20 protein-coding genes are annotated in these 21,125 nt (G+C 40.9%); 10 read left to right on the top strand and 10 right to left on the bottom strand.

Going from position 1 to position 21,125, the window contains the following annotated elements:
* The first annotated feature begins 5 nt into the window (after positions 1-5).
* Positions 6-1,040: a 3',5'-cyclic-nucleotide phosphodiesterase gene (locus tag J3L16_RS13185; RefSeq protein ID WP_207613457.1), complete on the top strand. Its 1,035-nt coding sequence runs from the start codon at positions 6-8 to the stop codon at positions 1,038-1,040.
* Between the two features lie 358 nt (positions 1,041-1,398).
* Here the strand turns inward: J3L16_RS13185 and J3L16_RS13180 are convergent, their stop codons facing one another.
* From J3L16_RS13180 to rppH, 8 genes are all read right to left on the bottom strand, one after another.
* Entirely contained in the window at positions 1,399-2,193 is a 795-nt protein-coding gene (locus J3L16_RS13180) for a hypothetical protein (RefSeq protein ID WP_207613456.1), read from the bottom strand.
* Positions 2,194-2,439: 246 nt separating this feature from the next.
* A complete protein-coding gene (locus J3L16_RS13175; protein ID WP_207613455.1) occupies positions 2,440-3,474 on the bottom strand; it encodes a rhomboid family intramembrane serine protease in 1,035 nt (344 codons plus the stop codon).
* Between the two features lie 232 nt (positions 3,475-3,706).
* Entirely contained in the window at positions 3,707-3,910 is a 204-nt protein-coding gene (locus J3L16_RS13170; RefSeq protein ID WP_207613454.1) for a hypothetical protein, read from the bottom strand.
* Positions 3,911-4,253: 343 nt separating this feature from the next.
* Complete coding sequence (locus J3L16_RS13165) at positions 4,254-5,105, bottom strand: thymidylate synthase (protein WP_207613453.1); 852 nt, start codon at positions 5,103-5,105, stop codon at positions 4,254-4,256.
* A 5-nt stretch (positions 5,106-5,110) separates the two neighbouring features.
* Entirely contained in the window at positions 5,111-5,926 is an 816-nt protein-coding gene (gene lgt / locus J3L16_RS13160) for a prolipoprotein diacylglyceryl transferase (RefSeq protein ID WP_207613452.1), read from the bottom strand.
* A 3-nt stretch (positions 5,927-5,929) separates the two neighbouring features.
* Entirely contained in the window at positions 5,930-6,736 is an 807-nt protein-coding gene (locus tag J3L16_RS13155; protein WP_207613451.1) for a sulfite exporter TauE/SafE family protein, read from the bottom strand.
* Positions 6,736-9,021: a phosphoenolpyruvate--protein phosphotransferase gene (ptsP, locus tag J3L16_RS13150; RefSeq protein WP_207613533.1), complete on the bottom strand. Its 2,286-nt coding sequence runs from the start codon at positions 9,019-9,021 to the stop codon at positions 6,736-6,738. Before ptsP ends, J3L16_RS13155 begins: the two co-directional genes overlap by 1 nt.
* 44 nt (positions 9,022-9,065) lie before the next feature.
* Complete coding sequence (gene rppH / locus J3L16_RS13145; RefSeq protein ID WP_207613532.1) at positions 9,066-9,593, bottom strand: RNA pyrophosphohydrolase; 528 nt, start codon at positions 9,591-9,593, stop codon at positions 9,066-9,068.
* Between the two features lie 96 nt (positions 9,594-9,689).
* Here rppH and mutH point away from each other — a divergent pair, with 96 nt between their 5' ends.
* A complete protein-coding gene (mutH, locus tag J3L16_RS13140; protein ID WP_207613450.1) occupies positions 9,690-10,364 on the top strand; it encodes a DNA mismatch repair endonuclease MutH in 675 nt (224 codons plus the stop codon).
* 29 nt (positions 10,365-10,393) lie between these two features.
* Here mutH and J3L16_RS13135 read toward each other — a convergent pair whose 3' ends face one another.
* Entirely contained in the window at positions 10,394-11,899 is a 1,506-nt protein-coding gene (locus tag J3L16_RS13135; RefSeq protein ID WP_207613449.1) for a CYTH domain-containing protein, read from the bottom strand.
* Positions 11,900-12,036: 137 nt separating this feature from the next.
* On the opposite strand from J3L16_RS13135, the gene J3L16_RS13130 reads away from it, so the two are divergent.
* A complete protein-coding gene (locus J3L16_RS13130; RefSeq protein WP_207613448.1) occupies positions 12,037-12,642 on the top strand; it encodes a TIGR04211 family SH3 domain-containing protein in 606 nt (201 codons plus the stop codon).
* On the opposite strand, the gene putA is transcribed toward J3L16_RS13130, so the two are convergent.
* Positions 12,639-16,439 (bottom strand): bifunctional proline dehydrogenase/L-glutamate gamma-semialdehyde dehydrogenase PutA, encoded by a 3,801-nt coding sequence (gene putA / locus J3L16_RS13125; RefSeq protein WP_207613447.1) that lies wholly within the window; start codon positions 16,437-16,439, stop codon positions 12,639-12,641. The genes J3L16_RS13130 and putA overlap by 4 nt on opposite strands.
* 160 nt (positions 16,440-16,599) lie before the next feature.
* Here putA and ftsB point away from each other — a divergent pair, with 160 nt between their 5' ends.
* From ftsB to J3L16_RS13090, 7 genes are read left to right on the top strand one after another with little or no spacing between them, the layout of a single operon-like run.
* Positions 16,600-16,887 (top strand): cell division protein FtsB, encoded by a 288-nt coding sequence (gene ftsB, locus J3L16_RS13120; protein WP_207613446.1) that lies wholly within the window; start codon positions 16,600-16,602, stop codon positions 16,885-16,887.
* 2 nt (positions 16,888-16,889) lie between these two features.
* Positions 16,890-17,576, top strand: a complete 687-nt coding sequence (gene ispD, locus J3L16_RS13115; protein WP_207613445.1) for a 2-C-methyl-D-erythritol 4-phosphate cytidylyltransferase — start codon at positions 16,890-16,892, stop codon at positions 17,574-17,576.
* Between the two features lie 2 nt (positions 17,577-17,578).
* Positions 17,579-18,055 carry a 2-C-methyl-D-erythritol 2,4-cyclodiphosphate synthase gene (gene ispF / locus J3L16_RS13110; RefSeq protein ID WP_207613444.1) on the top strand — a complete coding sequence of 159 codons (477 nt, stop codon included), beginning with the start codon at positions 17,579-17,581 and terminating at the stop codon, positions 18,053-18,055.
* A 7-nt stretch (positions 18,056-18,062) separates the two neighbouring features.
* On the top strand, positions 18,063-19,142 hold the full coding sequence (gene truD, locus J3L16_RS13105) for a tRNA pseudouridine(13) synthase TruD (RefSeq protein WP_207613443.1): 1,080 nt from the start codon (positions 18,063-18,065) through the stop codon (positions 19,140-19,142).
* Positions 19,142-19,885: a 5'/3'-nucleotidase SurE gene (gene surE, locus J3L16_RS13100; protein WP_207613442.1), complete on the top strand. Its 744-nt coding sequence runs from the start codon at positions 19,142-19,144 to the stop codon at positions 19,883-19,885. Before truD ends, surE begins: the two co-directional genes overlap by 1 nt.
* Positions 19,885-20,520, top strand: a complete 636-nt coding sequence (locus J3L16_RS13095; RefSeq protein ID WP_207613441.1) for a protein-L-isoaspartate(D-aspartate) O-methyltransferase — start codon at positions 19,885-19,887, stop codon at positions 20,518-20,520. The genes surE and J3L16_RS13095 overlap by 1 nt, the downstream gene beginning before the upstream one ends.
* Positions 20,517-21,095: a YqaA family protein gene (locus J3L16_RS13090; protein ID WP_207613440.1), complete on the top strand. Its 579-nt coding sequence runs from the start codon at positions 20,517-20,519 to the stop codon at positions 21,093-21,095. The genes J3L16_RS13095 and J3L16_RS13090 overlap by 4 nt, the downstream gene beginning before the upstream one ends.
* Positions 21,096-21,125 lie beyond the last annotated feature (30 nt).

Here is a 21,125-nt window from a genome sequence, read left to right as displayed (position 1 = left end):
ACAAAATGAGGCTGTTTTATTGGCTCACTATCCTTGCTAGCTTGTCTTGCTCCGCAAAGAATAATGGATTCGATATTGTCGCCTTGGGTACAGCGGGGGGAACAAAAAGCAGTAATCTGTCGTCGTTTTTAATTGCTCCTCATGGCAGTCAATCCGGTGTTGCTTGCGATGCAGGTAGCTTAGTTGACGGCATAGAAAAAGCGGTAGAACAAGGCAGTTTTGTTGAAGCTAATGACTCAATAAAGCAAAGAAACAATGGGATAGTTATTCCTCGTTCATCAACACATCAGCTTACTGGAAATGTATTACAGAACTATATAAAAGGGTATTTGATTTCCCATAGTCACTTAGACCACTTGGCAGGTTTACTCGTAGGTTCGGTAGATGATTCGGCAAAACCGCTTTATGCTTTTGAACCTGTATTACAAAACATTGAAACCAACTATTTTAATTGGCAATCGTGGCCAAATTTTGCTGATAAAGGCAAACAACCTAGGCTAAATAAATACCAATATCGTGAATTACTTCCCGATAAAAAGCAGCAAATTCACAATACCGATATGTTCGTCACAGCTTATCCGTTAAGTCACAGCGGCCAACTATCAAGTGCTTTTGTAATTGAATATCAAAACGACATAGTTCTATGTTTGGGTGATACAGGCGCAGATTCCATTGAGCAAGTCGACAAGCTAGCCTCATTGTGGCAAGCCATCAAACCTGCCGTATTAAAGGGGCAGCTCAAAGCGATTATAATAGAAAGTTCTTTCTCAAATGAAAGGCCTACTAACCTGTTATTTGGGCATTTAACGCCTCAATTGGTAAACCAAGAAATCGCTTTCCTTGTACAAATCCTTGGTGAGCCTTCGGCCATTAAAGGACTTCCCATCATTATAAGCCATATTAAACCGGTGTTACGTCGCCCCAATCCAACGAACCCCGTAACAATACAAGAAAAAATTCTGGCTCAATTAACCGCAGAAAACCCCTTCGGTGTTAATTACATTATTCCTGAACAAGGACAATATTGGCATGTTGAATAGTGTCTTGGTAGGTTAATTGAAAATTCATACTTTATTTCGGAAGTCTTAGCCTATTTCTTTTCGTAACACTTTAATGGGAAATATGTTCCTATCCAATGCTTATAATTACTGGTAAAAATAATTAAGGTTAGCAGTGACAGCCAGCCAATTATTGGCAATGATAGCTTAAATGCGCCCAAGGTAATCAAGCATAATAGTATTGATACACCCCATGAATAATAATAATTAACTTCAATGATTGAGCCGCACCCTAGGCATTCAGCTCCAATAAATAAGTCATTCTCATTAACACTTTGAATTTTACATACGGGGCACTTCCTAAGCTTTGGCTTCATAATGACATCATTACTTATAGCGACTAAACGACAATATTTGTTTTTGCTGTAAGATAATCGACTTCTATTGGCATCTTATGATTTTTAGGTATTTCAGGAAAGTCAGCTGGGGAGCTAAGTCCAAGTTTGAGTATCTGTTTATTTTCCGTAATTTTGGAACGAATATTCATACCAAAAGACTCGGCTAGATCTACAATCAAATAAGGTGCAATGCTAAGAAATGCCCCCTGAGAATTATAAATATCTGAGTGTCTGTTATTGGCCTCTTTATGATGTGCTAGCAGCATAGAGTCTATCGCAGCAGACAAACTATTTTCATCTCTTTTAACCAAATGAGAAATGGCCTCAACAGACCCCGGTAATACTAATGTATACTTTTTACTCTCCATTTTGCTAAACCAATCCAAATATGGAGTATAATCACATCCCAACTTTAAACACGAAATGACTGTGAATAGATGAGTGATATACTCATTTGTATTGCTACTAGCTAACGAAACTATCTGTTTAGCAATGTCAGTCACGTCTTCTAATTTTATTGTTCTTGCCAGAAAAACAGCTTCTAAACTTTTCAGCGTACTCTCAGAATGAGCTTGAACAGCGGATAAACTCATTTCATTTATGTGCATTAGTGTATTATTTCGAGACTCTAACTTTTCTGATAATGCAGTTTCATATATATAGATACCGTAGTATACACCTGCCAATGATCTATATCTGTTAGCTACTTTTGCCCCCGGCAAACTCATATTTGGTCTGGTTTGAGCTAAGCCTTTCAGATAACTTAGCCTGAACTCAATTTCATCTTTTACATTCATACCATATGCCTTACAACAAACACAGTGACGTATATAAATACGCCACTCTTAAAGCTTTTTTGGCTCTATATTTAGAAATCCCCAAATATCTGCCACACAATAATTTACGGATTAATCGGTACTTCAATAATTACGATATCGTCCAATTTGTCAGAACCATTTTTTCCAAAGGTTGAATCGTTGGCAAGTCGTTGGGTGATTCCTGAACCAACATATCTAGATTTAGTAACCCTTAGAAAACTGCCGCTAATGCCGTTGAATACAATAAGCGTAACAACTATAAAAAAAAGATGCAGCAAGCCCAAATAATATACCTGTGACGTGCGCTACTGTAGCTGAATTGGAGTTTAATAGTTCACCACTAATTAAACCGATAATACCGACTATTCCGATAGTGTAAGAAAAGCCTTGAGGTAAGTTATTTTTGTAAAAGCAGTTGTAACCTAATAGCCAACTAAAAAGAGCAAAATTACCAGATGAAATACCGCCATAATTATCAAATACACTCCCTCCGAAGACAAACTGACAATAAGCACCAACGGCATTACCAATAATAAATATGAAGGTACTTTTATACCCAGTTAGAGAAATAGATAACGTCCCCACCATTAAAAGAGTCAAATAGTTTACAAAAAAGTGAAGCAAAGAATAATGAAGGTTGGGGCCTGTAAAGAATCGCCAATAATCCTGATTAGAAACCTCTTCATACATAATGCCATAAAGTTCAAATACAGCATCAGTGGTACCTAAAAATTGTTGAAAAAACAATTGTAAAAAAGCTATTCCACCGCCATACAAAACACAAAATAATAATGCTTTTCGGGGTACTACAGAGTTAAATAACCAATAATAAAATAGTGACCTTTCCTTTATTAATTTTGTATTACTTAAACCAAGCTTATAGGTTAAGAAATACGCCAAACATAAACCAATAAATCCTAGGGCACTACCTACAGCTTCATAATCGAATTTGTAATTGAAAAAAAAATGTAATAGTAAAAAAAGGTACACAGGAATAATAGAAGTAACCGATATTACCTTATACCTGTATTTCAAATTATTTTTAATGATTTTCCGATATTTACTACAGTAAATTGGAGGAACCATCCGATGAAAACGATTCAAGTTGATTAGCAGTCTTTGCTGAGGTTGCCACCTCCTAATACGCTCGCGTTGCTCTTCTAGCGAGCTTAGTTTTATTTCATTTTTATTCAACTTTCCCCAACAATCCCCCTCTTTTAAAGGAAGGTTTGTATGTGAAAGCCACTCAACTCTATTCATTAACTTTACCTACGTATTTCCCTAGGTATGCCCAAATTTGACTCTTGCCTAGCCAAGCTTGTGATAAAGCTATTAGACTATCTAATGGCTGCTCACTATATCAATTTTGTTTAATCGTTATGCTAGCTGAAACTTATAAGAGTTCTCGATTTAAACAGAAACACAATAAATCCTTCAAGCACGGGTTAATCAAGATTAAAAAGATACAATAATTTACTTAATGGACATTATGTTATTCAGGTATCTGATCAGCTACAAATTGCGCAACAGCTAAACCTCCCGCAGCTCCCAATGCAAAAGCACCTACAGCCCAACCGATAGGAGTAACAGATAATGCAGCTCCAAAACCATACACGGCAATGACAGCCCCAGCACCCTCGTAGTCACTTATTCCACCATTAACTTCTTTAATTTCGCCTACGTTTAATTCACGCATGATGTTTTCCTCCATGAGTCCGATTTTAGTCGGTAATAGTTAGCTCAATACCTTATAGTAATCAGCAATTAGGCTAGCTTTATTTATGTCGCTAAAGTTAATTAAAACCAGCCCGTCTTATTTCCTATTCGAGAGTATTTAATAAAACTTTGAATAGGAAATACAAACTTACACAACCGCAGAGTATATCGAAACTGTACTAATGGAGAAAATCAGAGTGAAATACTGTTGCAATGAGTAACGCCCTCCTTTGATGTTAATTGCATTATTCCTAAGCAAGGGCAATATTGGCATGTTGAATAATATTATTGGTGAACTTTACTAAAAATAACTTTTATCACCACTACACAGAAAACGGATAGTGAATTGCCTCATGGCTTTCATAGCCTTCAACAGTAAAATCATCTGTTGTCACCCAGGTTTCAATATCTTTGAGTGTTTTAATATCGGGATTGATAATGAGCTTTGGTGATGCAAAGGGTGTGCGCTTTAGCTGTACATCTCGCATTAATTCCAACTGGTTTTCATAAATATGTGCATTCACAATCTTATGAAAAACTTTTGCCGGTTTTAGGTTTGTGATTTGCGCAATTAACGCCAACAAAACAAAGCACTGTATTTGATTAAAATTTTGTCCAAGAGGTACATCACAGCTGCGTTGTATACTGGTTAAATAGAGTTCATCGCCAAGCAATGAAAAATTGTGGGTGTGCATACAAGGTCGTAAACATCCAAGGTCGAACTCTCCCGGATTATAGAAGGTCACGATTTCACCTCGATCATCAATCCCTTTGGATAAGTTGTCGACCACTTTAGCTAGCTGATCCAAACTGGTTTTATCGGGGCGCATCCAAGAACGGCCTTGTACACCATAAACCCGCCCCATATCGTCTTCACCTTTGCGATTTGGGTTGTTCAACCACACTGCATTGTCGTTTGCGTTCGCATCCCAGGTTTTACACCCAATTTCCCTAAATTGAGCGGCATTGTCATAGCCCCTTAAATAACCTAAAAGTTCAGCAATTGCCGACTTGTAGTAACTTTTTCTTGTGGTTACTAATGGAAATTCGTTATTTGCTACGTCGTATTCCATATCAGCGTTAATTACGGTTAAGCAACGCACACCGGTTCGTTTGTTTTCAACCCATTTACCGCTATCAATGATTCTTTGGCATAACTCTAAATACTGTTTCATGGTCACTATCTCTTAATAAACGGGTTAATCTGAATGTTCTTATTGGCGGCTAATGTCCAAAACAATGCTGCTCCCAATATTATCATTGGTACACAAAGAAGTTGCCCCTGAGTTAGCCCTATTTTGTATAAGCCAATATGTGCATCGGGTTGGCGAAAAAACTCTACAATAAATCTAAATAGTCCATAACAAACTAAAAACAACGCTGACACAGTTCCGTACTTTCGTGTTGTTGCTGAATACACCCAAAGTACAATAAACAGTATCATCCCTTCTAGTGCGAATTCATAAAGCTGTGACGGATGTCTTGGATCGCCACCAGCATTGGGAAAAATAACAGCCCAAGGCAATGATGATGGCCGCCCCCACAGTTCAGCGTTAATAAAGTTTCCAATATGCCCAGCCCCTAGCCCTATTGGTACAAGAGGAACTATGTAATCAGTGACAGGCAAAAAGTCACTATTCATCACTTTTGACCTCCATGCAATAACCCCAATGGCCCCGAGCAAAGCACCGTGAAAAGACATGCCACCGTGCCAAATTTGAAATAAAAATAAAGGGTTATGCAATAAAAAATCAAACTGATAAAAAACGACGTAGCCAAGCCTTCCACCAATAATAATTCCTACGAAACACCAAAAGAGTAAATCTACAATTTGTATTTTTGTCCAATTCGTTTTTTCTTGTCTACGAAAACCAAGGTATAAGGCTGCAATAAAGCCAACCAGATACATAAGGCCATACCATTTTACACTGACAGGCCCAAGGCTAAACATAACTGGGTCGATACCTGAAAAAATAAGGTACTCGTTTCTATTCATACTCTAAAGTACTCCACTTATCATTTTCGCGCTGACTAACAACAAAAAAAAAGCGAAAACTCGCTTCAACTTATCGGTATTCATATTTTGTCCATACTTAGCGCCAAGTGGAGCTACAAGTACTGACGTTAGTGAAATGCTCACAACTGCGGGGATAAAAAGATAACCATATGCATACACTACATCTTCATTTACAGCGCTATCAAACAAAAGGAAACTAAGAGTACCAAATAGCGCTATGATTAAACCACACGCAGATGAAACGCCTATAGATGTACGCAAGGCCACACCGCACCAACATAACGCCGAAACCAAAATTGCGCCACCACCAATTCCCATTGCCGCCGACATCATCCCCGTGGCCATCCCCACCACAACAAGAAGTATTTTATTAGGAGTTTGTTGTTTAACTATCATTCTTCCGAATAGCATGTTCAATGCAATAGCAAAAGCAAACACAGCGATAATCACTGTCAGTAGTTCACCGCTAACACGAGATACAAATTGCGCTCCGGCCACTGCGCCAATTGCAACACCAATGCCACAGGAAAGTAATATTTGTTTGTCTAAATTACCTAATTTGAAATGTGCTTTTGCAGAAACGAAACCGGTAAACACAATAGTTGAAAGCGATGTCGCTACAGCCATAGGCATCGCGGTAGACAAAGAAAGGTTGAAGTATTTCATGAGCAAGAAACTGAGCACAGGAACAATAATCAAGCCACCGCCAATACCAAGTAACCCAGCAAGCCACCCAACGACAATACCCATCAATAAACAGGATAGAACGACAATTCCTAGGGTATTCATTAACTCCCAGCTCGCACCAAACCGCCGATGCCGTTTTTTTCTAAATAGTGATTAAGTAGTTCGAGAACCTGCGCAGGTGTATCGGCAGCTATAGCCTCTGCCATAACCAATTCAGCTTCTTTTAAATCTACGTTACGGATCACCCATTTTATTTTACGCAGGTTATGAGGGCTCATACTGAGCTTTCGATACCCCATTGCCATTAACAACAAAGCTCCGCCAGGTTCCCCTGCAAATTCACCACATACGGTAACCGGAATATTTAGTGCACGGCTTTGATTAATCACGCTAAACAAGGCGTTAAGTACGGCCGGGTGATACGTGGTAAATAGGCCTGCGACACGCGGATTGTTGCGATCTACAGCCAACAAGTATTGAGTAAGATCATTGCTTCCTACTGAAAAGAAATCAACTAAACGAGCCAGTTGGGGAAGTTGATAAAGCACCGACGGCACTTCTAACATAATACCAATTTGCGGCTGATAAATGGTTTTGTTATCGCTTTTGGTTTCTTCTGTTACTTCCCTAAACGCTTGTTCGATAAGACGCTTTGCCTCAACAACTTCTGTCACCGAACTTATCATCGGCAACATAATGCGTAAATTATCAAAGCCTGCACTGGCCTTTAACATTGCTCGTATTTGAACAAGAAATATCTCTGGGTGATCTAGTGTAGTGCGAATACCTCGCCAACCCAAAAACGGATTTTCTTCCGCTATTGGAAAATAAGGTAAAGGTTTATCACCACCCACATCAAGCGTTCTTAATGTAACTTCGGACTCAGGGAGTTCTTTAAAAATTCTTGCGTAAAGGGTGACTTGCTCACTTTCTGATGGAAAGCGGTCGCTTAGCATAAAAGGAATTTCTGTTCGGTACAGCCCAATTCCTTTCGAGTCGCTAGTCTTAAATTCCTCGGCTTGAGCAGAAAGCCCAGCATTGGTTAACAGCGTAATATCTGAACCATCAAGTGTTTCTGCTGCTTTACCCGCTTCGGCATCAATTCTTTTGGCTAGCAAAGCCTCTTCGGTAACGAGGCGCTGAAATTCCTCAAGGATAGTACTTTCCGGCGATATAACGACATCACCTGAATAACCATCAAGTAATATCAGCTTATGGTTTAATAGGCTTGGTGATACGTTTTGTAACCCCATGACCGCAGGAACACCCATGGCTCTTGCTAAAATAGCAGCGTGAGAATTATTAGAGCCCTTAATAGACAAAATACCTTTTAGATACTCCCGAGGAAACTCCGCTAGCATTGTCGCCGATACTTCTTCAGCAACTAAAATGCTATTTTCTACAATGGGTTTTGCTTTTTTTGCAGTATCACTAATTTGCTCAAATATATTAATCAGTATTCGGTCTGACAAATCAATGATATCTATTGCCCGTTCTTGCATATATGGGTCTTCCATCGACTTAAATCTAGCCGCATAGTCTTCTATAACTTGCTTCAACGATGACGCCGCGTCCCAGCCTTCCCGTATTTTTTTTTCTACCTCTCGGCCTAAGCTATTGGCATCGAGTAAATGATGATAAAGCTGAAAAATAGAACGAACATCTTCAGGAATAGAATTTTTCAGGCCATTCGAAAGTGCTTGAACTTGCGATCTGGTTAGCTCAACAGCTTGGCGGTAATAGCTAATTTGCGCATCTGTATTATCACTTTTCCGTAATGATATATTGCGCAAATTAATGGCTAATTGGGGTGTTACCCCTTTCCCCAACGCTAACCCTGGCGACCCAGCCAAACCGTGTAAACGACGCTGTTTAGCTAACCCCGAATGTTGAAAATTAAGCGACCCTCGCATGTCGGCATTGGCAATTTCTAATGCAATTTGTGCAGCTAAGGTTACAAGGAAGGCCTCTTCATCTTCACTAAATCGTCGGTGGTTTGTTTGTTGTACCGCAAGTACACCAAGGACTTTTCGCTGATGAATAAGAGGTGTACCTAAAAAAGAAGGGTAACCTTCCTCTTGTACTTCTGGAACATGCTTGAATCTTGAATGGTTGGGTGCATCGTAAACATTTACAGGTTCTTCACGCTGACCTACCCAACCAATTAAGCCTTCAGAAAACCCAATGGATACATTGTCTATGGCATGAGAAGCTAAACCATCTGTGGCTCGTAATACGAAGCTCTGATTTTCAAAATCAGCTAAGTACAATGAGCACACATCAACGCTCATAGATTGCTTAACTTGAGATGTTAGATGACTAAGTGCTTGCTCTAAATGAGGGATCCGCGAAACTTCCTGAACAATCCGTTTCAGAATCGCTAGCATGCCACCTCGCTCATTCGTGCTCACATCACTCACTCCATCTAAAATTATGCGCGCTTACGACGTCGATGCCTTTTATTCGATGAATGTTGTCTTTGTTGCAAAGGCATCGCCGTTGAAACAAATTCCCGCATTACTTTTCGATAAACATCCCGTTTAAATGAAACAACATTTCTTATTGGATACCAATAACTGACCCATCGCCAATCATCAAATTCTGGGTGTCCTGTTTTAAGTACATTAACTTCTTTTTCTGCACAGTTAAGCTGTAGCAAAAACCACTTTTGTTTTTGACCAATACACACTGGGTTAGTCCCCTGTCGTATTAATCTCTTTGGCAATTTGTAACGAACCCAGTTTTTAGTCACACTTAAAATAGTGACATCTTTCGGACCTAGTCCTACTTCTTCATACAGTTCTCGGTACATTGCCTGCTGTGGCGATTCCCCTTCATCAATTCCACCTTGAGGGAATTGCCATGAATGTTGGCCATAACGCCTTGCCCAAAATACTTGACCTATCTTGTTGCAAATCACTATGCCCACATTCGCGCGGAATCCGTCGGCATCTATCACATAGACTCCCGGGCAAGTAAGACTTTTATAATCTTCTATTCTGGCATAAGCTGTGTCTGTTTCATAGCGTAACAATTAAGCCTAAAAGATAAACAGATGCAACCACCGGCAATTCCTCCTTCTTCAATTGATAGCTTAGCCGAATTGGCAAATGCTATTGCAGGCTATACCCTTGGTGAACTTGCGCAGTTTGCATCTATTGAAATACCTACTAATTTTCAGCGTCATAAAGGTTGGAGTGGTCAACTTATCGAACTCTGGTTAGGGGCAAGTGCAGGTTCAAAACCTATACAAGACTTTCCTGAACTAGGAATAGAGCTAAAAACAATCCCTATTGACGCACTAGGTAGGCCATTAGAAACCACCTATGTATGCTACGCTCCTCTGCTTCTTAAACCAGGTGAATGCTGGGAAACCAGCAATGTTCGCAACAAGCTAAACTTAGTATTGTGGGTTCCTATCGAAGGAGAGCGAAGCATTCCAATTCACGACCGTAGAGTGGGTACACCTTTTCTTTGGCAGCCGAATGAACAAGAATCTGCGCAATTAGCCCAAGACTGGAACGAACTATCTGAACTTATTATGTCAGGCAAAGTAGAATCCATTACATCACGCCACGGTAACGTACTCCAGCTAAGGCCCAAGGCGGCCAATGGTTCAGTGTTAACCGATGCCATAGGTGAAGAAGGGCAACGCATTCAGACCCGCCCCAGAGGGTTTTATTTAAAAAAAGCCTTTACTCAGAATATTTTGTTGAGTGCATTTACCTAGGATTACAAATAAACCAATTTACGTATCAGTTACCAATACATATTTTTACTGACAGCCACTTGTCGAGTGCGTTCCATAATACTGAGCAGATGATCGAGCTTTTCCTCTACCCAAGCTTCTAGACCTTCTTCATACTCTAATTCGGCTTCAACTAACGCTTGCTTAAGAAACTGCAAAGCTCTAATTTCGTCTATGCCTTCCAGTAAGTCGAGCCAAGGTGCCCGAGCTGGGCCACTGTTTGCAAACAAGCCGGACAATATAAATCCATTAAATAAGGTTTGCCGCATTAATGGTTCTACCGCAATGTAATTCGCTGCTTGTAACGTACGCGCAGGCTGAATAGCTTGATGCAAGATTTGCCAGCCTTGGGACAACCAGCCTTTAGCGTGGTCTATAACAGGCATGTTAGAAACAGAAATTTGTGAGCGCCATGGCTTCTCAATGAGTAAGGTTAACACACTCATTTTAATATGATTTGCGTCTTCACTGGAAAATAGCGCTTTCGGTTGATAACTATTTAAAAGCCCAACATGGCGCCCTTGTAAATAACTCGTTATCGCTGTTTGTCTAGATAATGTCTTAAAAAATGGCCCCTTCCGAGACAATAAAAATCGTGTGCATTGTAAGTCGTCAACCCATAGCCACTTTTCTGAGAACAGTAATAAGTCTCGCTGTAAAACAAGCAGAGGTTGGCACTGAATTACAGGGAGAAACAAGGTTAAGCTTTGTAATAAAAGTCTTACGCCTGTGGCTATCTCAATGAGCATTTTGTCGCTATCAGTTTCACTATACAAGTGCTCATGGGTTTGCCAATGCTTAAGCGCTTGCTCACAACTTCGACAAAATGCATCTTCAGTGGTCTCGTCTTCGCTTAGTGCTAAACTACTCGGTAGCTTTTTGACTTTATTTGGCTGGCCATTCAGTAATGCATACCCTTGTGCGGCTTTAGATACGTCGCTCAGTCTTACACCGAAAGGTTCAAGCACCTTAGCAGCATTAAGCAACACAGAAATAGGCCCTTCAACCAATTCGATTTCGATTTCATTAATAGGTTTAGTGCTATTTTCTGTTTTTACTTCTCCCTCATCGAGCACCAATTCACATGTTCCCATAGCATTAGACAGCAAAATAACCTGTCGCACGAAGTGAGTACTAAATTGTGGCTTAAGCTCAAATGTAGAAACCTCACCGAGCAATTCTTCAGGCCAAGCTTCGTCGGGGAAAAGTGCTAAATCAGGCGTGTCTGTATCTAATGGAATATTGTATTCGTTACGCTGATGAACACCTGCGTTCACAGTTTTCTGAGTTTTGAGAGTTTGTTCAAACTTACCGTCACACCCTCTTACACGCATTCCCATTTTATATGTTTCAAAATGGTTATTTTGCGTATCGAAATAGATATTAGTTAAGCGAAGGGTTGGTTTTTTTTCAATAGCAAACCCCGCGGCCAAAAAAGCCCCCTCTAGGTCACTGTTCCATGCGTTACTAACGGGCGTATCTAAAACAAATTTAACTTCTAACTCTTGGTTGGACATGCAGTCAAATAGTAAAATGAATAACTGTCTTCACTTTACCTCAGCATACCCTATTTAGGCAATTTTAGTATTGGCTCTTGCACTCAGTTCTAACCACGCCTAACATCATACACTTAATAATTATTTGGAAAGGTCTAATGCGCGTCGTATTCAGTATATTAGTGTTGTTTTTACTGTCATCCTCAAGTCATGCACTACAACAAGAAAGTGCTTCAGAAATAACCAACACTCATTTTATCAGTGATGATTTATTTATTTTTATTCATGCCGGTCCGGGGCGAAATTATAGAATTTTAGGAAGCGTTGATGCTGGTGATCCAGTCAACAGAACTGATGAGAATATCACCGACAATTATGTTCAGATAGTTGATAAAAATGGCAGAACTGGCTGGATAGAAGCAAAGTACCTCAGTGAGAAAATTTCAAGACAGCTGGAAATAGAACAGCTTCGCGAAAAATTGGAACAAGCGACTATTGCAACTAACCCAATCCGACAACAACTGGCTAATGTTAAAAAAGATTTTGAGAGTTTAGAAACTGACAATGCTGATTTACTCGCAGAATTGGAAGACACTAAAGTTCGTTTAACCGCAGCAACCTCAAAATTGAATGAACAATCACAAACTGAAAATTTACGTGTATTAATGGTGGGCGGTGGCCTAGTAGTAGGTGGATTACTACTAGGCGTTATTATCGCATATTTGCCTAAACGCCGTAATCGTAACGACGGTTGGATGAATTAACCTGTTTCCTCTTCTAGCGTCATCAGTGAGGTATTGCCTCCTGATGCCGTTGTGTCCACACTTATTGTTTTTTCAGTTAGCATTCGCAACACTAAGTTATCATTATACTCAGCACTTATTACAGGCAGGATTGCGCCCTCACGATGGCTTAACATAGCAGTAATTCTAGCAGTGCGTTCTGTATTACTATCTACGACAACACCCGCCAGTAACTCGTGCATTAATAAGCTATCTAAATGTTCAAGCTTCGCAACTTGGAATATTCCCTCATTCCCCCCTGCAGAGAGAAATTTATCTCTAAACTCCATAGCTTCCTCGAAAAACAAATCAGACACCACCGCTACAACACAGTTACCGGTAGCTAGCGCCGTTACAATAGAGAGCGTCCAGTATTCAAACGTCACTTCTCTGTCTGCAAAACAGACCAAGGTGCCTCTGGGTTCCAACATCAAGGTATTCGACTCTCCCGTAGGTCCAGGTAAATACACAGGTTCTTTTAGCACTTTATCAATAGCAGTCAGTTGATTTCGCGACGTCGCCAGTGTGCGATTTAGATCATCAGCAAGCTCATCAACAATATCCACTTGTGCTAGTTTGGCTAAAAGTTGACGTACCATAGATATACGATCGTTCAACGCCATATGACGCCATTCGTCTTCCGCCTTGTATGCACGAAACATAAGCTCATTAGCTTGTTCATGAGCTTTTTCACTTCCCGTTAACGCACCATCTACCGAAGTTAACTCAGTTATGAGCGAAGGTTTTGGTGTTGCTTTTTCCATTCTTAAGCGAGTTAAATAATGTGGCCCCCCTGCTTTTGGCCCAGTACCGGATAGCCCTCTACCACCAAAAGGTTGAACACCGACAATAGCCCCAATCATATTTCGATTAATATATACATTACCTGCTCTACTTCGCTTAGCAAGCAGGTTAGCCCTGTCTTCAATACGGGTATGTATGCCCATGGTTAATCCATAGCCACTGCCATTTATCTCATTAATGACCTGATTTATATCACCAGCTTTAAATTGCACTATATGCACCACAGGCCCAAAAACTTCTTTCTCTAACACATTAATATCTGAAATTTCGTAGAGTGTTGGAGGGAAAAAGGACCCTTTTCCAGCGTCTTTGGGTAGCGTATTTTGATATAGCAATGTCCCTTTCTTTTTCATATACGCTTGATGTGTAGTTAACGCATCGAGGGCTTTGTTGTCGATTACAGGGCCAACATCCGTCTCTAAGAGCATAGGATCACCAATAGACAGCTCTTTCATGGCGCCTATCAACATCGCTTTCACTTGATCTGCGATATCTTCTTGCAAATATAGAACTCGAAGCGCAGAACAGCGCTGGCCCGCACTTTGGAAGCCAGAATGAATAATATCGTCAACTACTTGTTCGGGCAGCGCAGTAGAATCAACTATCATACAATTTTGCCCCCCGGTTTCAGCAATAAGAGGAACTTGCTCTGCCCCCCGCTGTGCCAAGGTTTGTGAAATTAATGACCCAACTTGAGTAGAGCCAGTAAAAATAACAGCCTTAATCCTTTCATCTGGAAGTAGTAGCTCACCAACACCTTTACCCGGAGCGATAATTAACTGAAGAGCATCTTCAGGTAATCCATTTGAACGCAAGATCTCTACCGCTCTTTTTGCTATCAAACTTGTTTGTTCAGCGGGTTTGGCTAGCACGGTATTACCGGTCACCAAAGATGCTACGACCTGACCTAGAAAAATAGCTAACGGGAAGTTCCATGGACTAATAGCTAATACAACACCTCGTGGACACAGTCTGTCGTCGTCCGCCAACTCCTCTGCTCTTGCAGCATAGTAACGACAAAAATCTACCGTTTCTCTAATTTCATCAATACTGTCTTGAGTGACTTTCCCCGCTTCTCGCATGCATAAAGACATCAGCTCTGGAGTATGTCGTTCAAGAGCATCCGCGAAACGTTTTAATAACGCCGCCCGCTTGGACGTTGGCCATGCCGACCATGAAGAGAAACCTTTATCGACTAAATCTAAAGCCTCTAACATCGCTTTTTCATCTGCGTAGATATTGTAACCAACAATATCTGAACTATCTGCGGGACTGCGCACCGCGTGCCCATGAGCAGGGACATTTTCCAGCGACAACCGATAATTTTCATGGCAATTCAACAAAGCCTGACTCAACTGATTCATTTCATTAATATCAGTAATGTCTATACCCTTAGAATTAATTCTCTCTGGAGAGTAAAGCTCAGATGATACTTTTATTTTAGTATTTGCGTGTTGGCGCTGATGCTGAGTTTTTTCTACTGGGTCTTCAAGTAACGCTTCCACGTGCTGTTCATCATCCACAATAGCATTAACAAAAGACGTGTTAGCCCCATTTTCCAGTAAACGTCGCACTAAATAAGCCAAGAGATCTTCGTGCACACCAACTGGCGCATACACGCGACATTGAATGTTTTCTTCACTTACAACTTGGTCGTAAAGAGAATCCCCCATGCCATGAAGACATTGAAATTCAAAGCCTTGTTTATCATTTCCAGCAAGTTCAATAATAACTGCTGCGGTATATGCATTGTGTGTTGCAAATTGTGGATAAATTGTATCTCTGTATGCTAGCAACCTGTTGGCACAAGCGTGATACGAAACATCCGTAGAGCTTTTACGCGTGAAAACAGAGAAATTATCTACACCGGTTTGCTGAGTTAGTTTTATTTCGCTATCCCAATAAGCCCCCTTAACTAACCTCACCATCATTTTTCTGCCAACATCTTTGGCCAACCAATGTAGCCATTCGATCACATGAATTGCGCGCTTTTGATAAGCTTGAACAGCTAGGCCAAATCCATCCCAACCTTTAAGTTCTGGATCTCGAAATACCATTTCAATAACATCTAGCGACATGTCCAACCGGTCTGCTTCTTCTGCGTCTACAGTCAAACCAATATTGTATTCTCGCGCTTTTAAACAAAGTGCTTTTAAACGCTCAGGGAGCTCTTGCATTACACGAGTTATATGAGTGTGTTCATAGCGAGGGTGAATAGCCGATAATTTAACGGAAATACCGGGTGACAAACGAGGCCCCTTTCCATTAGCCGCTTTACCTATGGCTTCAATTGCATCCATGTAAGAATTATAATAGCGTTCCGCGTCAAGCATGGTACGTGCACCCTCGCCTAACATGTCATATGAGTATACGTACCCTTGCTGTTCTTTCTCTTTCGCGCGAAAAAGCGCATCAGCAATATTTTCTCCCATTACAAATTGACGTCCCATAACTCGCATCGCAATCGTCATAGCTCGGCGGATAACGGGTTCACCTAATCTTCCAATCGTTTTTTTCAGTAGATTAAATTGATCTTTTTTACGTTTATCTGAATACCTAGTCATACTTCCAGTAAACAAAAGCCCCCATGACGACGCATTAACAAAAAGAGAATCACTATTTCCTAAATGAGCACTCCAATTCCCTTGAGATAATTTATCTCGAATCAATTCGTCTTGAGTAAATTTGTCGGGTACCCTAAGTAGAGCTTCAGCTAAGCACATTAGCACTACACCTTCTGACGTAGAAAGCGAATATTCATTGAGTAAAGCATCGACACCACCATGAGCCTCTTGATCTCTTCGAATGCGCAACACCATGGTTCTCGCTCGCTCCCACGCTCTTGATCTGGCTCTAGGGTTTACCTCTGCATCTGCCAATATAAAATTCACTGCAGCGGTTTCATCTAATCGATAAAAATCGCGAATTTTTTGTCTTAAAGGATTGCTGTGAAAAAGACTCTTATTTGCAAACATACACTTTCCAATATTGTCGTTATAATTATTGTTCTTTTAAATAAAATGAGTAGAACTACTTTTTAGCGAAAAAGCTATTAAAAAATCGCTAATAAGTAGCTGGCATGGGTTTAATTGCGCGTGCATAATAGAGTGCATAGAGAAATCAGGTTTGAAAAGTATGCTGAGAAGAAACTGGGTTAACCTTTTGCTTTTAGTGCTTATTGGAGCACTTCAGGCTCGGCTATGGCTGGGTAAACATAGCATTCCAGATTTTCACGGCTTTGAAGCTCAAGTAAAACAACAACAATTAAAAAACGCTAATTTAACCCAACGTAACGCTCTATTAAAAGCGGATATAGAAGATCTCACTCTTGGTTTAGACGCCATTGAAGAACGAGCTCGCAGTGAGCTGGGCTTAATAAAACAAGGCGAAACCTTCTATCGTATTTTGCCTGACGAATACTAATTATGAATTCAAGTACTATTACGGCTATTGTGCCTGCAGCGGGCATAGGTAGTCGGATGCAATCAGACATCCCTAAGCAATATTTAAAATTAGGTGGGCAGTGTATTTTAGAGCTCACATTACGGCAATTACTATCCAACGATAATATCGATTCAATTGTAGTCGCCTTACATAAAGAGGATACTTGGTTTAATAAATTGCCCAGTGCTAGCAACGCTAAAATCAACACTATTTTAGGCGGTGAATCACGTGCCGACTCAGTCATCCAAGCACTGACTCTATGCCAATCTGAGCACTGGGCGCTAGTCCATGACGCCGCAAGACCTTGTGTTAGACAAGCTGATATCACTGCGCTTATCAACTACTGTATGTCAACAAAAAGTGGTGGTGCTATTTTAGCGGTTCCGGTAAAAGACACAATGAAAAGAAGCCACAACCACAGCGTACAAAGCACAGTATGCCGTGAAAATTTGTGGCATGCTCTGACTCCACAAATGTTTAACTGTGGTGAATTACTTTCCGCTTATCAGCACGCTCAAGAAAACAACCACGTAATTACCGATGAAGCTTCAGCAATGGAATACGTTGGAGCCTCTGTTAAACTGATTAATGCGCACCCCGGCAATATAAAAATAACGCGCCCTGAAGATTTAGAGTTAGCTGCGTTTTACATGAATAAGGAATCTTAGTAATGCGAATAGGACATGGTTATGATGTACATGCCTTTGGTGGTGAAGGCCCCATTATTATTGGTGGACAAGCAATCCCCTACACTCAGGGACTAATCGCTCACTCAGACGGGGATGTACTGCTACATGCCTTATCAGATGCAATATTAGGTGCAGTCGCATTGGGTGATATCGGTCGCCATTTTCCTGATACCGACAGCGAGTATGCCGGAGCAGACAGCAAGCTATTACTTAAGCACGTTGTACAATTAGCATTAGATAAAGGCTGGGAAATAGGCAATGCCGATATGACTATTGTCGCTCAGGCGCCTAAAATGGCTCCGCACATCGAAACGATGCGCGCCATCATAGCGTCAGTATGCAGTACTGACATCGATTGTATTAACGTAAAAGCAACCACCACAGAGAAGCTCGGTTTTGTAGGAAAAAAAGAAGGCATTGCTGCCCATGCCGTAGTACTTATGACCCAGCGGAAATAACAGAGCAATGACAGAATTAACCTTTGATACTCAATGGGCATATCGACTAGGCAAACCTGAATCCACCGGGCAACTTAAAGTTAAACCAGAAGACTTCGTCGTCAAAGAAAATTTAGGCTATGAGCTAAGTGAAGACGGTGAACACATCTTTTTATGGGTAGAGAAACAGGGACTAAATACCGCCTACGTTGCAGAAGCACTGGCAAAGTTCACTGGGCTTCCTTTACGCCAAGTGACCTACGCGGGGCGAAAAGATAAACACGCAATAACCCAGCAGTGGTTTGGGTTACATGCTCCAAAAGGTATAAAGGTAAACCCAGCAGATATGGATTTACCCGGTTTTAAAGTACTTAGTACTCACAAACACCATAAAAAACTTAAAGTGGGCCAGCTGGAAGGAAATCACTTTTCGATTACGTTGAGAAACGTCACTCAAATGGATTTAGTTGAACAACGACTCAACATTATAAAGCAAGAAGGTGTACCTAATTATTTTGGCGATCAACGCTTTGGCGTAATGGTGACACCTGAAGGTAAAGTTCAAATGGGCGGAACGCTTTTCTTAGGACTGAGAATGGTTTCAGGAGAAGTAATCCGCAATAGAAATAAACGAAACATGGCGCTTTCATCACTGCGTAGCGCCCTATTTAATACCCTAGTAAGTCAGCGTATTGCTGATAACTTATTTGAAAAAATTAGTATTGGTGATGCCTGTTCGCTCATTGGCTCAAATAGCTATTTTATTGAAGATGGAGAAAGCCTAGAGGCGTCACAGTTGCGTTATGAAAAGCGCGATATTTCTCCCACTGCGCCTTTAGTTGGAATAAGCAAAAACAGCGTAACAGGTACCATTTTAGAATGGGAAAATAACGTACTCAGTCTTCATGAAAATATCATTGCTACATTGCGAAATGAGGGTTTATCCAGTATGCGTAGAGCTATGAGATTATGGCCTACCGAATTAGAATGGCGTACCGATGGCGACAAGCTTCATATTCAGTTTGGCTTACCCGCAGGTTGTTTTGCCACGTCAGTTTTACGAGAATGTATTCACCTTCAACCTTCCGATGATTCAGGGAATGATTAATGCGCCTTTTACTAAGTAACGATGATGGTGTTTTTGCTGAAGGGCTAACCTTACTTCACAAACGGTTAGCCATCGAGCATGATATTACGGTAATCGCACCCGACCGAAACTGCAGTGGTGCAAGTAATGCGTTATCTTTGCACTCACCCTTGCGTATTCAGCAAATGCAAAACGGGTTTTATGCGATTAACGGCACGCCCACTGACTGTGTTCATATGGGCGTAAATGCATTTTTAGAACAAGAGCCTGAACTTGTGGTATCAGGTATTAATCACGGCCCCAATATGGGTGATGACGTTGTGTATTCTGGTACGGTTGCCGCAGCCACAGAAGGTCGTTATATGGGACTACCCGCTATAGCGGTTTCCCTTGCGAGTCATGAAGGGAAATACTTCGATACCGCAGCCAAAGTAGTTGCCAGTGTTATTAAACGGCTACCTGAACATCCACTAAAACAACATCAAATATTAAATATTAATGTTCCCGATTTACCGTATGATGAGTTAAAAGGGGTAAAAGTCACTCGTTTAGGTAAGCGCCATCCTTCGGATAAGATGGTAAAACAAATGGATCCTTTTGGTAGAACCATTTATTGGTATGGCCTTATTGGCGCAGAATTAGATGCGAGTGAAGGCACCGACTTTCATGCGGTCGCAAATGGTTTTGTATCAGTAACGCCATTGTCTGTAGATATGACAGCTCATGATAGCTTAGATGATTTGTGTAGTTGGTTGGATAAATAATGAAAATAAATCGACGTGGGGAAACACTCGCCCAACTTTTACACCAAGAAGGCGTGCAAGATCCAAAAGTATTACAAGCCATAGCGGCAACACCAAGAGAGTATTTTTTACCTGATGCGCTAAAACACAAAGCGTATCAAAACACGGCGTTGCCTATAGGGCAGGGTCAAACCATATCACAGCCATATATAGTGGCAAAGATGACTGAATTGCTATTAAAAGGTAATAATAGTCCTAAAAAAGTGTTGGAAATAGGCACAGGTTCTGGTTATCAAACGGCTATTTTATGTCAACTTTTCAAGCATGTATTTTCAGTAGAGCGCATCAAGACATTACAATTTCAAGCTCGACGAAGAATGAATCAATTGGATTTGCACAACGTTTCTATGAAGCACGGTGACGGTTGGAAAGGCTGGGCGAGTAAAGGCCCCTACGACGCAATAATAGTGACAGCAGCTGCAAGTGAATTACCTCATAAGCTATGTGACCAATTAAAGGAAAATGGGCGTTTAATTATACCCGTTGGCGACGCTGATCAATCTTTGCTTTGTATTGATAAAATTGATGGCGAGCTAAAATCCACAACCATTGAATCGGTGCGTTTTGTACCTTTGGTTGCAGGCGCCATACAATGAAGTTGTTTTCTCCATTATATGATCTTGCATTACGTTGGGCTCGTCACCGTCACGCCAGTATATATCTTGGTGTGTTAAGTTTTTCAGAATCCGTCATTTTTCCTATCCCACCTGATGTTATGTTAGCACCGATGTCACTGTCGCAACCAAACAAGGCATGGCGTTTTGCCGCACTCACCACACTGATGTCGTTATTAGGTGGACTTGTTGGGTACACCTTAGGGTATTTCGCGTTTGATGCATGGATCCAGCCATTAATTGAAGGAACCCATAACGCCGAACGACTAGAGCATGTTATGGAATGGTTTGAAGCTTATGGTATTTGGATCGTGTTTCTTGCTGGGTTTTCTCCTATTCCCTATAAGGTCTTCACTATAAGTGCTGGTGTATTACAAATGGCCATTATTCCTTTTTTGTTAGCGTCTTTAATCGGCAGAGGCGCCCGATTCTTCCTAGTGGCGAGTCTAATGAAATGGGGTGGAGCCTCAATGGAAGCGAAATTAAGGGAATACGTAGAAATACTCGGCTGGGCAGTAGTAGTTTGTGCTGTCATCGTTTACTTACTTGTCAGGTAATATGTGAACCAGATTAAGCTAACATCCTTT

This window comes from Alteromonas sp. 5E99-2, assembly GCF_017368475.1.
Lineage (GTDB): Bacteria > Pseudomonadota > Gammaproteobacteria > Enterobacterales > Alteromonadaceae > Alteromonas_F.
Note: the sequence above shows the minus strand (reverse complement) of the source record. Positions and strands in the feature narration are given on the sequence as shown.

What these genes read in the sequence shown, in the direction of transcription:
- J3L16_RS13185 (WP_207613457.1), top strand. Translation starts at nt 6, where the DNA reads ATGAGGCTGTTTTATTGGCTCACTATCCTTGCTAGCTTGTCTTGCTCC.
- J3L16_RS13180 (WP_207613456.1), bottom strand. Translation starts at nt 2,193, where the DNA reads ATGAATGTAAAAGATGAAATTGAGTTCAGGCTAAGTTATCTGAAAGGC.
- J3L16_RS13175 (WP_207613455.1), bottom strand. Translation starts at nt 3,474, where the DNA reads ATGAATAGAGTTGAGTGGCTTTCACATACAAACCTTCCTTTAAAAGAG.
- J3L16_RS13170 (WP_207613454.1), bottom strand. Translation starts at nt 3,910, where the DNA reads ATGCGTGAATTAAACGTAGGCGAAATTAAAGAAGTTAATGGTGGAATA.
- J3L16_RS13165 (WP_207613453.1), bottom strand. Translation starts at nt 5,105, where the DNA reads ATGAAACAGTATTTAGAGTTATGCCAAAGAATCATTGATAGCGGTAAA.
- lgt (WP_207613452.1), bottom strand. Translation starts at nt 5,926, where the DNA reads ATGAATAGAAACGAGTACCTTATTTTTTCAGGTATCGACCCAGTTATG.
- J3L16_RS13155 (WP_207613451.1), bottom strand. Translation starts at nt 6,736, where the DNA reads ATGAATACCCTAGGAATTGTCGTTCTATCCTGTTTATTGATGGGTATT.
- ptsP (WP_207613533.1), bottom strand. Translation starts at nt 9,021, where the DNA reads ATGCTAGCGATTCTGAAACGGATTGTTCAGGAAGTTTCGCGGATCCCT.
- mutH (WP_207613450.1), top strand. Translation starts at nt 9,690, where the DNA reads ATGCAACCACCGGCAATTCCTCCTTCTTCAATTGATAGCTTAGCCGAA.
- J3L16_RS13135 (WP_207613449.1), bottom strand. Translation starts at nt 11,899, where the DNA reads ATGTCCAACCAAGAGTTAGAAGTTAAATTTGTTTTAGATACGCCCGTT.
- J3L16_RS13130 (WP_207613448.1), top strand. Translation starts at nt 12,037, where the DNA reads ATGCGCGTCGTATTCAGTATATTAGTGTTGTTTTTACTGTCATCCTCA.
- putA (WP_207613447.1), bottom strand. Translation starts at nt 16,439, where the DNA reads ATGTTTGCAAATAAGAGTCTTTTTCACAGCAATCCTTTAAGACAAAAA.
- ftsB (WP_207613446.1), top strand. Translation starts at nt 16,600, where the DNA reads ATGCTGAGAAGAAACTGGGTTAACCTTTTGCTTTTAGTGCTTATTGGA.
- ispD (WP_207613445.1), top strand. Translation starts at nt 16,890, where the DNA reads ATGAATTCAAGTACTATTACGGCTATTGTGCCTGCAGCGGGCATAGGT.
- ispF (WP_207613444.1), top strand. Translation starts at nt 17,579, where the DNA reads ATGCGAATAGGACATGGTTATGATGTACATGCCTTTGGTGGTGAAGGC.
- truD (WP_207613443.1), top strand. Translation starts at nt 18,063, where the DNA reads ATGACAGAATTAACCTTTGATACTCAATGGGCATATCGACTAGGCAAA.
- surE (WP_207613442.1), top strand. Translation starts at nt 19,142, where the DNA reads ATGCGCCTTTTACTAAGTAACGATGATGGTGTTTTTGCTGAAGGGCTA.
- J3L16_RS13095 (WP_207613441.1), top strand. Translation starts at nt 19,885, where the DNA reads ATGAAAATAAATCGACGTGGGGAAACACTCGCCCAACTTTTACACCAA.
- J3L16_RS13090 (WP_207613440.1), top strand. Translation starts at nt 20,517, where the DNA reads ATGAAGTTGTTTTCTCCATTATATGATCTTGCATTACGTTGGGCTCGT.